This window comes from Opitutia bacterium ISCC 52 (genome assembly GCA_014529675.2).
In the GTDB taxonomy this organism is placed as follows: domain Bacteria; phylum Verrucomicrobiota; class Verrucomicrobiia; order Opitutales; family UBA2995; genus UBA2995.
Window position 1 is genome coordinate 2004963 of the sequence record CP076040.1, and the last position, 12853, is coordinate 2017815.

Here is a 12853-nt window from a genome sequence, read left to right on the forward strand (position 1 = left end):
TCGCTGCCAACTTCAAATGCCTTCTATTATCAATGTCAGTTCCATCACAACTTCTCAGGGCTAGATTCCTTACCTTTCTCTTTCTCAGCATTTTCGTATCTAATTCGCTTGGTAAGCAAGCGGAGTTGTTTGAACAATTAGGTGAAATGCTACCAACTCCCAATGAATCAAGATTAGCATCTGGAGCGCCCGGGCCTGCCTATTGGCAGCAGGAAGCAAACTACAAGATCCTTGTTGAGCTCGATGAGCAGAATCACCGTATTCATGGATCGGAGACGATAGAGTATACCAATCATTCTCCGCACACGCTGAGTTACATCTGGGTGCAATTGGACCAGAATGCACTGGCTGTAGATTCAATTCGTCAGCGAAGTATGCAGGCTCCCAATATGGAGTCTGTTGCCGGTAAACCCGCCGAATTAGAGTATGAAGGTTTTAGGGAGTTTCTCTATAATCAGCAATTTGAAGGTGGGTATGAACTGAAATCCGTAAGCGGAGTGAATGGCGAAAGCCTGGATTACTCGGTCGTTGGCACTAACATGCGGATCGATTTGGAGAATGATCTAACTCCAGGAGCTTCTTTTGCTTTTAACATTGAGTGGTCATTTTCGATTGTAGACGAAGCGCTCGATTTCCGGCATGGAAAACGAAAGCTGAAAAACGGGGAGCATGTTTATCACCTTGCCCAATGGTATCCGAGAGTCTGCGCCTATTACGACCAGCAAGGTTGGCAGGTAAAGCCCTACATAAAGCAGGGTGAGTTTGCTTTGGAGTTTGGTGACTTCGAAGTAGAAATTACGGTTCCGAGTGATTACATCGTCGCTGCCACTGGAGAATTGGCGAATGCTTCAGAGGTATTGAGCGCCTCTATGCTGGATCGTTTGGAATACGCTGGAGATAGCTCTCGTACGGTTGATATCGTGACCGCGAAAGAAGCGGAAGAAAAGATCGGCGATAAGCCGCGCTCTCAAAAAACCTGGAAGTTCGTCGCAAAGAATGTGAGGGATTTTGCTTTTGGTGCATCTCGTGCCTATCAATGGGATGCCATGGGGGTAGACGTGGATGGAAAAACAGTGATGGCGATGAGTGTATACCCTGCCGAAGCCGTTCCCATTTGGAAGCGTTATTCTACTGAAGCGGTAGCGCACACACTCCGTGTCTATTCTGAAATTGTATTTCCCTATCCCTATCCGGTGGCCTGGTCTGCCTGGGGTCCTGAAGGAGGCATGGAATATCCGATGATTTCCTTCCAAACGTCACGGGATATAGACGGCAAGGGAACTTATCCAGAAGGTCACCGCAATTATGTAATCTCAGTCATTATTCATGAAGTTGGGCACAATTGGTTTCCCATGATCGTAAATAATGATGAACGGAATTGGATGTGGATGGATGAGGGTTTGAATAGCTATGTCGATTATCGGGCTGGCAATTTAATGGATAAGCGACTTCAGGAGAGTAATCTTCTGGGAGATCGTAGAACCGTCCGGACCATGGCTGGCTCCGATGACCCCATCATTATGGTCTCGGCTGATTTGCAAACGTCTCGAGGATTCCAATCCTACTCTAAGCCATCCTTGGGATTGCATTTACTACGTGAGAGTATTCTGGGACATGAACTCTTTGACTTTGCTTTTCAGGAATATGGCCGACGCTGGGCCTTTAAGCGTCCGACTCCTGCCGATTTCTTTCGCACGATGGAAGATGCCAGTGGTGTGGATCTGGATTGGTTTTGGCGTGGTTGGTTTTATGGAAATGATCATGTCGATATGGAGCTTGAATCGGTGAATGTTTATCGGCTCGACGATGGGAACCCGAAAACAAGTAAGCAGTTAAGCAAGGAAGAAGAGGAAGCCATACCTGATACTCCCTACGAACGCTTCCTTGCTGAAATAGATACTGTGGCCGATAAGCACAGTCATCTTCAGGATTGGTATTCAACCTACGACAAATTTGAGGCTACAGGTGCGGAAATTGGAAGCTACGAAAAGACCATCGAGAAGCTAGAGGATTGGCAGAAGGAGTTGCTAGATTTCGCTGACCTAGCCTACGTCATCTCCGTGCGAAACAAGGGTGGAATGGTCATGCCATTGGTTTTTGATATCGAGTTCCAAAAGGGAGATTCCCGCAGGCTTGAGGTGCCTGTCGAGGTCTGGCGTTATGATGATGAGGTGGTTAAGATACCTTTCCTGTCTGACAAGGAGGTCGTTCGTATGACTCTGGACCGGGATAACGCATTTGCGGACGCCAACTTGAAAAACAATCAATATCCACCAGAAATCGAAGAGGGTAGGTATTTGCTCAAGAAAAAGAAAAAGCCCCTAAACCCCATGCGACTGGAGCTATATCCGGCTGAAGATAAGGAGGACTGATGAGGTTCTTAGTTTTTCTAGTTTGCTTTCAAAACTAAGGAACATATGCTCCAAAGTAGAATCAATCTTTCTAAATACATTTTATGAAACTACTAAGTGCTATCCTTCTACTCGCGTTTTCAACTTCAGTTTTTGCTGCCGACTTGCCAAAAACTCCCTCACCAAAAGGAGCTAAGGTGTATTTTATCGGCCTTAAAGACGGTAAGTCAGTTAAAGAGAAATTGACAGTACGCTTTGGCTTAAAAGGCATGGGTATTGCTCCAGCTGGTATCGATCTTCCAGATACGGGTCATCATCACCTGCTTATCGACATGGATGAGCTCCCTGACTTCAATTTGCCTTTGGCAGCATCTGAAAACCTCGTGCATTTTGGAAAAGGCCAGACTGAAACCGTTTTGGAATTATCTCCAGGTAAGCATACGCTTCAGCTGGTATTTGCCGATAAGATCCATTTGCCTCACAACCCACCTGTGATGTCGGAAAAGATTACTATCCACGTAAAGTAGGATAGTTTTGGACAAACATCCCCTCAACTCAAGGTTCGCAAAGTCTTTGGATTAGACTTCTGGATTGAAGTCCATTGGCTCCTTCAGCTTGTTGCACGGCAGCTCAATTTTTTTAAGCGTTTGGGCGAATGGTATTTTCGGTCGGCCGAATTCTGGGTTTTAGTTCCTTGCAGTTGATCTTCGGGCTAGCAGTAAGCAGGCTGTGCCAGCAGCAATGACAAATACGGCTACGTAGGCCGATTGGTTCGGCTGTAGCACACTTAGTAACCAATAAGCTGATACAGGAGCTAAAATACCTCGTAAACCGTTGAGCAGTGAAAACGCGCTGATGTAGTCTGCGATGGTGTGCTTGGGAACAACCTTAGTAATCCATAAGTGATTGTGGACTTTCTGCGCGCCCATCGAGAGGCCAAAAATAGCCATCGCCAAAAGCATGATCCAATAATTGGTAGTGAAGAAAAAGAGCAGGGTGCTAACGATCATGAGTCCACCCATGATGGCCTGAGTTGATTCCAGGCGAAAATGATCAAATAGCCTTCCCCAAGTCCGACTACTTATCAAAGCAACGGTCATCGGAAGTATAGCAAATAACCAGGTGATCTGGCTGTTAGTTAAGTTTATTCCATATATTTCATTTGCCAGGTACTCCATTCGAATGGGGAGCATTATGTAGTTTCCCAATTCCAGTAATGACCAGAGAAGCGAAAGCTTGGCAAAATGTGTGTTTTTCCAGAACAGCTGAACCGTGTGGTAGGGGAAACGGCTTTTAGGTCGTCTCAATCTAGGGGATGGTAAATTGAAGTAACAAAATGCAACCAGATAATAAGCGGCTGCAGCTGAAGCCAGAACCCATACGTAATTCCTCAAACTGGCATCCATTAGGTAGCCGAAAGACAAAGAGCAGACTAAAAACACTATCCCTCCAATCATGACCGTAGTGCCCACTTTTCTGCCTCGAATTTCGGGTCGATAATTCTCGGCGAGAATTCTTGGTAATAGCGTGAAGCCCTGAACCCCAATGATCATCGATATGGTGACTGCGATTACGAAATATTCAGTGGTTTTAGCAAATACACTAGCGGTAAAACAGACAGCCGTCGTTGAAGTGTAGATGACACAGGCGATATTGCACCTAAGTCTAAAGTAGGAAGCCATCCACAGGAACACAGGCATTAGAAACATGCCTGCCCATAAGGCTGAAGCGACTATACTTTTTTGAGTGCTGGATGCATCGAACACGCGGATGGCAATGAGTAGAATAAAGGTGCTGAAAACAGCATCATTAACACCCGCAGAAATGCCCCGAATCCTGTCCCAGAAATACGTGACTTGCTCTATGTGCTGACGTTTGGCGTCTGGTGGCCTGGTTTGATCACTCACTCGGCTGCCAACAAGTTCGTTTAGAGATCAATTGGCAAACTCAAAAGAACTCGTCCCGTCTGTTAGAATATGCACCATTGATTGAAAATTTCCTAATAGTTCTGATTCCTTCGTTAATGTTCTCGCTGTCTTCCTAGATTCATGAAGCGATTAATACTTCTTCTGTTCACATCTTTACCCGTTATTGGACAAAGCCCAGTAACTGAAAAGAAAAGCTCCGAAATCAACGCCTCTGAGCTGTATCAAACTTATTGTGCATCCTGCCATGGCATCAACATGGAAGGGGCACAATACTCACCACTCAGAAAGGCGGATTGGCTCTATGGCAGAGATCGGGTTCGGATCTACCGTTCCATCATGAATGGTATTTCGAATTCGGATATGATTCCCTGGTCTCAGGTGTTTAATTCTGATCAGGGATATGCACTGACCGATTATATACTGGCCAGTCAGGATCTTTCCCCTGATGTGTCGCGAGCTTATCCGAAGCATTTAGTGACGACGGATTATGTTGTCAAAGTGGAGCCATTAGCTACGGAAGGATTTACCTCCTCTCCTTGGAGCATTGAATTTATTGACGAACGAAGGGCTCTGATCAGCCAACGGCGAGGAGGCTTGCTGTGGATGGTAGATGGTGCTTTGAATTCAAAGCCGATTGAGGGGACTCCCAAGCCTCTCCAGCAAGGGGATGGTGGAATGTATGACATCGCGATCGATCCAGACTATGCTACCAATGGATGGATCTATTTTTCCTATGTTCATTCTTTGGGCGATCCAAACACCCGTGAGGATCCTGCTATGACTCGCGTGGTCCGTGGCAAAATAAAAGATCACAATTGGATGGATGAAGAAGTGATATTTGCTCTTCCGGATTCTGAACATGTGACACGGGGAACTCGGTGGGGAAGTCGCTTGTTATTTGATCGTGACGGATATCTCTATTTCTCAATTGGTGACCTGGGTCGAAATGACGAGGTTCAAGACCCGACAAAACCAGGTGGTAAAATCTATCGCATTTTCCCTGATGGTTCTATTCCTCCCGACAATCCCTATGTTGGTTATTCGGATGCCATAGAAGCCATTTATACCATTGGAAATCGAAATATGCAGGGTATCAATCAGCATCCTGATAACGGAGCCATCTGGGCGACAGAGCACGGTCCAATGGGGGGTGATGAGCTGAATATCCTTGGGCTCGGCAAGAACTATGGTTGGCCGGTTATTAGTTGGGGAATCAACTACAACGGGAGCAAAGTCACTGAATTGACTGAGTATGAAGGCATGGAGCAGCCTATCAAGTATTGGACACCTTCACCCGCATTGAGCGCGGTTGAATTTTATACCGGAGATCTTTTCAAAAAATGGAAAAACAATATTCTAGTCGGCGCTTTGGCATTTGAAGAAATTAAACGCTTACGGGTAGGAGAAACCAAGGTACTGTCCGAAGAAGTGATCTTGAAAACTTACGGCCGTGTTCGTGATATTAAAACAGGACCCGACGGCGCTATTTATGTAGTACTGAATAATTCGCATGCCATTCTTCGACTTACACCGGAAATATAGGTATTCATATCTGACCGTGTTTACCAGACTCCTTTCTTCGTTTCCGGTTGTTGCCACTTTGCTCCTTGCTTTTTGCGGCAGATCCTTTGAGCAAGAGTCGTTTTCACCTGAGCAGCTCTATCAGCTTCACTGTGCAAATTGTCATGGAAAAAAGATGGAATGAGCGCAATCTGCACCACTTATAAAAGATAATTGGCTGTAAGGCAGAGATCGTCCTCGCATGTTGCGGAACATCATGTATGGAATTCCCAATACAGACATGATTGCCTGGAGTTCGGTCCTTAAAGAAGATGATTGCGAGGCGTTACTTGATTATATCATCGCTGCTCAGGAAAAACCACCGACCAACTACCGAGCTTTTCCAAAAACACTCGAGACCAAAGATCATATTATCAAGGTAGAGGTGCTTGTTGAAACCTGATTTGACTCAGCTCCCTGGGTATTGAGTTCGTGGACGAACGGCGAGCGTTGATCACGGAACGTCGTGAAGGGCTTCGATGGATGGTGGACGGAGTAATGGATGATGTGCCCATTCGGGGAATACCTGTAGCAACCCATTATGGAGATTCAGGGATGTTTGATTTGGCCTTGCACCCTGATTATGAGAAGAATGGATGGATCTACATTGCCTATGTTCATCCTTTAGATGATCCTGATTCAAGGGAAGCGGCTGCGGCAACGCGGGTTATTCGCGGACGAATAAAAGGACATCAGTGGGTGGATCAGGAAGCTATTTTTATTGTAACTGTAGAGCTTTATATACAGCCGGGTAGGGGCCATGGGGGAGTCGTTTGCTTTTTGCTAATGATGGGTACTTATATTTTTCTATAGGTGATAGCACAAATCTTGATAAGGTTCAGTCGCTGGATAAACCTCAAGGAAAGGCGTTTCGATTGAACCCTGATGGCACAATACCTGATGGTAATCCCTTTGTTGGGAATCTAGGAGCGCTCAAAGGAATTTTCTCAATTGGCAATCGCAATATTCAAGGCCTAGACCAAAATCCTGTTACCCATGAAATTTGGGCCACCGAGCATGGGCCTATGGGGGGAGACGAAATGAATATTATTCGCTCGGGCAGAAATTATGGTTGGCCCATTATTTCCCACGGAAAAAGCTACGATGGAGAACCGTTTCCCATTGAACGGAAAGGCATGGAGCAACCCGTAACGCATTGGACTCCTTCTCCCGGGATTTGTCCTTTGGAATTCTACACGGGGGAGTTGTTTGGAAAATAGAAACACCAGGCTTTGATAGGAGCTTTGGCTTACGAAGAAATCAAACGGGTGGAAATTCATAACAATCAGGTGGCATTCGAGGAAGTCCTAATGAAGAATCAAGGTCGTGTCCGTGACATCAAAACCGGGCCGGATGGCGCCATTTACGTACTAACAAATAATCCACATGCAGTACTTCGGCTAACACCTGAAAATTAGAGTAGCACCGCCGTCCCGCCTGTGCATTCTTGAAATCCGTTTAATTACTGAATTTTTCAAATGAACAAGTTTCTGACTGTATCTACTCTTATATTTATTACTAGCTCTCTCTCCTCTGAGGACTGGCCACAGTGGCGAGGCCAAGATCGTGACGGCACCTGGAAAGAGACTGGTATTGTTGACTCTTTTCCCTCCGATCGATTGGAGCCTGTTTGGTCGACACCTGTCGGATCCGGTTATTCAGGGCCTACGGTGAGTAATGGGCGGGTGTATCTCACCAGTCATTTGGAGGAGCCGGACCAACTTGAGCAAATTCATTGCGTCGATGAGAAAACGGGCAAGGAGATTTGGAAATATGTCTATCCCTGTGTTTACCAAGATCTCAGCTATCCGTTGGGTCCCAGGGCGGCAGTAGCCATTCATGATGGGAAGGCCTACGCCTTGGGAGCAATGGGCAACTTTCATTGCTTGGATGCCAGCACTGGGGAATTGATCTGGAAGAAGGATTTACTGGAAGAATACGATGCCAACAACCCGGTCTGGGGCATTACTTCTTCGCCACTTATCGATGATCAGAATGTTTACCTACAAGTGGGTGGGCAGCCAGATGCCTGTATTGTTGCACTTGAAAAAGATACCGGTGAGGAAAGCTGGAGGGCTTTAGATGGTTTGGCTTCTTATTCAGCTCCCAAGTTTATTGAGCAAACTGGAAAACGTTTGGTACTTGTTTGGACGGGGGATTGGTTTGCCGCATTAAATCCTGATGATGGCAGTCCAGCATGGAAACACGTCTTCGATCGCGCAAAAATGCCTATCAATGTGGCTGATCCCATCTTGGATACAGATAATCAACGCATCTTTCTTTCGTCCTTTTACGACGGATCGTATTTCTACCAGCTAAAGGATGATTCCTTTGAAAGTGAATTAATCTGGGAACGTCGCGGGCGAAGTGAAATTAAAACCGATGCACTTCACAGTATTATCAGTACATCCGTAATCCGCGGGAATTATGTCTATGGCATTGATAGCTACGGTGAGTTTCGATGTCTCGATCTCACCAACGGTGATCGTGTCTGGAATGATCAGACGCTCTTGGAAAAGGGTCGCTGGGCGACAGCATTCCTAGTTCAGAATGGCGAGCGCACGTGGATCTTCACCGAAAAAGGAGAGCTGATTATAGCCAATTTATCACCTAAGGGTTGGGAGCGCATATCTTCTACCCATCTTATCGAGCCGACTACCTTTCTTCCTCGTCGAAGTGGAAACATCCTTTGGTCTCATCCGGCCTACGCAAACAAGCATATCTTTGTCAGGAATGACCAAGAACTCAGGGCATTTGATCTATCAAAATAACTCAGTGGATTTCTATTGTGAATAGAGCTTGGGGTCGATTGATCGACAGTAAGAGTAGCTTTGGGGCTCTTGATTAGATAGATGTCAATCACGGTCGTAATCCCAACATACAATCGGAAGAAGACGCTTGGGCAGGCCTTGGATTCTTTGATAAATCAAACGCTTCCCCCTGCAGAAATCATCCTTGTTGATGACGGGTCAACTGATGGGACGGCTTATTGGGCGCGAAAAGAATATCCGCAAATAAAAATACTGGAGCAGGGAAATCAAGGTGTCAGTGCAGCAAGAAATGCTGGTATTCAGGAAGTCACTACGGACTGGATTGCTTTTCTTGACTCGGATGACCTTTGGATGGCTGAAAAGCTAGAGAGACAGATGGGTGCGCTTGAAGAGTCTCCCGACTACAGAGTTTGCCACACCGAGGAGCAATGGGTATATCGAGGAAAGCATAAACCGGTGGCCGCTCCTTATGTTAAACAGGGTGGTTGGATCTTTGAACGATGTTTGCCAGTTTGTGCTATTTCTCCATCCACGGTATTGATACATAAAACGGTTTTTGAGGAAGTCGGTTTGTTTGATGAAACACTCCCCGCATGTGAAGACTATGATCTCTGGTTGCGGATCTGCTCACGGATGCCGGTACTGCTAGTGAAAGAAGCTTTGATTGAAAAGCATGGAGGTCATCAGGATCAACTGTCGTCTCAATGGGGGCTTGATAAGTGGCGCATTCAGGCGCTGCAAAAATTACTAGAGGAAGAGCACTTGAATGATGAACAACGTGTGCTAGCTGAGAGGCAACTAAAGCGAAAGTGCCTGATCTATGCGCAGGGTTTGGAGAAGCATGGAAACAGCGAACAGGCTGATGGGTATAAGGCTATCGCTGCGAAGCTTTAAAGCTCGGCTTTCATTTCTTCTATCATGCCCTGAATGGTCAGGTTTTCAGGGGGTAAATCATTTTCTGTCAGCCAATCCTGGTCGAAAAGACGGGACATATATTTCTGTGCGGTATCGCAAAGAATGGTCACGATAGTCTGACCGGGGCCTCCGGCCAGGGCGGTCTTTACGGCTCCGCCCACGTTGATGCCAGAAGAAGCGCCTAAGAAGAGTCCTTCCTCATTTATCAGGTGGCGTAAAATAGCCATCATGTGTCGGTCGTGGCAGCGAAAGGCTTCATCAATGTTTGCGAGGGACACATTGTCGGTAACTCGACCCTGTCCAATGCCTTCGGCAATTGAATCGCCGTCATCGATATCCAAATGTCCATGTTTGAACCATGACCACATAGAGGCTCCATAAGGATCTACGCACACGGTTTGAACGTTTTCATTTTGGGACTTCAGATAAGAGCTAACGCCAGCTAGAGTTCCTCCGGTTCCGATAGCCGTGACAAATCCGGTAATGTTTCCCTTTGTCTGATCCCATATTTCAGGGCCAGTGGTTTTTGCGTGGAACTCAGTATTCGCGGTGTTATCAAACTGATTTGCCCAATAAGCATTATCCGTTTCCTCGGCTACACGTTTGGCGATGTGATTGTAGTTTCCAGGATCACTAAAAGGGGCCGGAGGTATTGGCCGAACCTCGGCGCCCATATTGCTCAAGAGCTCCATTTTTTCTGGAGACTGAGTGTTTGGGATAATGATGATCGTGTTGTAGCCTTTCGCATTTCCGACCAAGGTGAGACCTATACCGGTATTGCCGGCCGTTCCTTCTACGATCGTTCCTCCGGGTTTTAGCAGTCCACGTTTTTCCGCATCTTCTACGATGCCAAGAGCGGCGCGATCCTTAACGGATCCTCCTGGGTTTAGAAACTCTGCTTTGCACAGAATTTCACAGCCAATGAGTTCAGATAGTTTATTGAGACGGATGAGCGGCGTGTTGCCAATCGTCCCGCAGAAATCAGGTGCTTTATTCATTGCGTAATGTTTCTCGTGTCCAATTCCAGCGCCAGCAGTTCCTTGGCCGCCTTGCCAACGGTATCGTGTGCACTTTTTTCTATGCCGCTTAGCATGGGATAAATGGGGCCCATGTCTGCGAGACCACATAGTGTGATGGCATCGTGGAGTACTCGAATTGGACTTACGCGTTCGCGCTCATCCTCCATCGGCATGATCATAGAGTGAACCCGGGTTGCTTCTTCCCAATTCTCCGCTTGGATGGCGCGGAGGAGGTTCATCGAAAGAGTGGGTGCTATGCAAACACAGCCGGACGTGAATGCAGCTAATTTAAAGGTTTTCAAATGATCAATGGCTGGTCGCTCGCCAAAGCCACTCACAATATTCATAGGACCAATGGTCTGACAGAGTGAATCGAGATAGTCATCTTCCTTGGGATCATTTCGAGGAACTGCGTATTTAATAGCAGCGAGTAGTCCATCGTCTGACAAACGCTTCAAATCTGAAACACTCAGGTAATTCTCGGTTTTGATGTAAATGATGATGGGTTTGCCAAGTTGTTCGGAAAATTTGCGAATGCCTGTTGCGATACCAGACGGTGTAGCAGGGAACTGTATCGGCAATACCATGGCAGTTGGAAACTCTAGCTCCTTGATCACGGGTAACTGGTCCATCATGCCCCCGTAATCTGGTCCGACTGAAGGGATGACCCAGCTATCAAAACCAGCGGCTACAATTAGATGCTGCAAAAGGTCTGCTAGTCCGGTCAGGCCAATGTTGTGCATATTGGCATTTCCGCCGTAAAGCAGAGTGGTAACTCCTCCGGCTTCGATATGCTTGATCAGACTATCATTCTGTTCGTGATTGGGAGAGAGGTCTTCGTGCCAAGCAAGTGGTGGAACAGAAAGCACGGAGCCACTAAGGTCAGATGGAGTAACGGGGGTCGTTTTCATGGTTTAGATTCACAAAATCTAGCTGTTGGCTTGCTTGCGAACAATTTCTCATCTTCAGTCAGTTTTGTTTATGAAACGCCTCTTCCTTCTACTCCTAGGTTTTCTATTTCTACAGTCTAACTTACTCAATGCGTCCACAACTGAGTGGCCAGATTACAGAGGGCCAACGGGCCAAGGTATCTCCGAGGCCAAGAACCCACCCTTGAGCTGGAATCGGGAAGAGAATGTTTTATGGAAAATAGAGATTCCCGGACGTGGCTGGTCATCCCCGGTTGTTATCGATGGAAAGATCATGCTGACTTCCGGGATAGAAGAGCCGGTGGATGGTATGCACGATTTGTTAGTGCTTCAATTGGATGCCGACACGGGAGAAGTGGTTTGGCAAAAAACCGTGTTGCAGGGAACCGAAGAAGAAGCGGCCGATCGAAATGGTAAGAACAGCTTGGCGAGTCCGACTGTGGTGGTTCATGAGGGCGTTGTTTACGCTCACTTTGGGCATATGGGGACCGTCGCATTAAAGTTTGAAATGGGAGAAACGATCTGGAAACAGAAGATTTCGTATACCGCAAAAAATGGAAATGGTGCTTCCCCGGTAGTAGTGAATGATTTGCTGGTATTTACGACTGATAGTTTTGAAGAACCGGTTGTCACGGCATTACATTTGGCTACGGGTAAAATTGCCTGGCGCACCGAACGCAGCCACAAGGTGAAAAACAATTTCTCTCACGGTACGCCTCTGGTGATTAATTATCAGGGGGAAACACAGATCATCAGTCCCGGAAGTGGTATGGTAGGTTCTTACCGTCCCAGTGATGGGAAGGAAATGTGGATCGTGCGCTACAAAATGGGCTTTTCAATGTCCACTCGGCCCATCTTTGTGAACAACCACATTTACATGGCCACGGGTTTTGGGCGACCAAGTTTCTACTCTATACGTGTCGATGGAGCAACAGGTGACCTCACGGATACTCATGTCGAGTGGCAGTATCACAAAAGTATGCCCAAGACACCTTCTCCTAATTATGTGAATGGAACGATCATTACGCTGGAAGATGCTGGACGGCTTCAATGTCTCGATGCCGAAACAGGAGAACATCTTTGGATGGAATCCTTGAAAGCCACCTTCTCGGCTTCACCCGTTCAGATTGGAAATCGCCTTTACATTATGAGCGAAGAAGGCCGTTGCTTTGTGGTCGATGTTGACCGGGCGGGAGCCACGATTATTGCCGAAAACGATCTGGAGGAAGAAGCTCTTGCTTCGCCTGCGATCGTCGACGACGCGATCTACATTCGCTCACACCCTCACCTCTGGAAAATAAGTAGTTCATTGTGAAGTGAGTTTCGTTAGGATTTCCGCTATGCATTGACGTGATGATTCTTGTCGCTTAGATAGACCGA

General features: G+C 46.7%; 13 protein-coding genes. 10 read left to right on the forward strand and 3 right to left on the reverse strand.

Features of this window, described 5'->3' with window-relative positions; translation table 11 throughout:
* The first annotated feature begins 32 nt into the window (after positions 1–32).
* Positions 33–2372, forward strand: a complete 2340-nt coding sequence (locus tag GA003_08530; GenBank protein ID QXD29991.1) for a M1 family metallopeptidase — start codon at positions 33–35, stop codon at positions 2370–2372.
* Between the two features lie 83 nt (positions 2373–2455).
* Entirely contained in the window at positions 2456–2878 is a 423-nt protein-coding gene (locus GA003_08535; protein QXD29992.1) for a DUF4399 domain-containing protein, read from the forward strand.
* A 159-nt stretch (positions 2879–3037) separates the two neighbouring features.
* Here GA003_08535 and GA003_08540 read toward each other — a convergent pair whose 3' ends face one another.
* Positions 3038–4258 (reverse strand): MFS transporter, encoded by a 1221-nt coding sequence (locus GA003_08540; protein ID QXD29993.1) that lies wholly within the window; start codon positions 4256–4258, stop codon positions 3038–3040.
* A 141-nt stretch (positions 4259–4399) separates the two neighbouring features.
* Here GA003_08540 and GA003_08545 point away from each other — a divergent pair, with 141 nt between their 5' ends.
* The 7 genes from GA003_08545 to GA003_08575 all read left to right on the forward strand — a co-directional run bounded on the left by GA003_08545 (position 4400) and on the right by GA003_08575 (position 9504).
* Positions 4400–5821: a PQQ-dependent sugar dehydrogenase gene (locus GA003_08545; protein ID QXD29994.1), complete on the forward strand. Its 1422-nt coding sequence runs from the start codon at positions 4400–4402 to the stop codon at positions 5819–5821.
* Between the two features lie 220 nt (positions 5822–6041).
* Positions 6042–6242, forward strand: a complete 201-nt coding sequence (locus GA003_08550) for a hypothetical protein (protein QXD29995.1) — start codon at positions 6042–6044, stop codon at positions 6240–6242.
* Positions 6243–6271: 29 nt separating this feature from the next.
* Positions 6272–6652 (forward strand): PQQ-dependent sugar dehydrogenase, encoded by a 381-nt coding sequence (locus tag GA003_08555; GenBank protein QXD29996.1) that lies wholly within the window; start codon positions 6272–6274, stop codon positions 6650–6652.
* Complete coding sequence (locus tag GA003_08560) at positions 6613–7059, forward strand: PQQ-dependent sugar dehydrogenase (protein QXD29997.1); 447 nt, start codon at positions 6613–6615, stop codon at positions 7057–7059. The genes GA003_08555 and GA003_08560 overlap by 40 nt, the downstream gene beginning before the upstream one ends.
* Positions 7060–7083: 24 nt before the next feature.
* Entirely contained in the window at positions 7084–7257 is a 174-nt protein-coding gene (locus GA003_08565) for a PQQ-dependent sugar dehydrogenase (GenBank protein QXD29998.1), read from the forward strand.
* 60 nt (positions 7258–7317) lie between these two features.
* Positions 7318–8610, forward strand: coding sequence for a PQQ-like beta-propeller repeat protein (locus GA003_08570; protein QXD29999.1), 1293 nt, complete (start codon positions 7318–7320; stop codon positions 8608–8610).
* 81 nt (positions 8611–8691) lie between these two features.
* Positions 8692–9504, forward strand: a complete 813-nt coding sequence (locus GA003_08575; GenBank protein ID QXD30000.1) for a glycosyltransferase family 2 protein — start codon at positions 8692–8694, stop codon at positions 9502–9504.
* Here the strand turns inward: GA003_08575 and GA003_08580 are convergent.
* Both GA003_08580 and GA003_08585 read right to left on the reverse strand, forming a co-directional pair.
* Entirely contained in the window at positions 9501–10523 is a 1023-nt protein-coding gene (locus GA003_08580) for a cysteine synthase A (GenBank protein ID QXD30001.1), read from the reverse strand. The two genes, GA003_08575 and GA003_08580, sit on opposite strands and share 4 nt — an antisense overlap.
* Entirely contained in the window at positions 10520–11455 is a 936-nt protein-coding gene (locus GA003_08585) for a dihydrodipicolinate synthase family protein (protein ID QXD30002.1), read from the reverse strand. The genes GA003_08580 and GA003_08585 overlap by 4 nt, the downstream gene beginning before the upstream one ends.
* Positions 11456–11525: 70 nt before the next feature.
* Here GA003_08585 and GA003_08590 point away from each other — a divergent pair, with 70 nt between their 5' ends.
* Positions 11526–12788, forward strand: coding sequence for a PQQ-like beta-propeller repeat protein (locus GA003_08590; GenBank protein QXD30003.1), 1263 nt, complete (start codon positions 11526–11528; stop codon positions 12786–12788).
* Positions 12789–12853: the final 65 nt, after the last annotated feature.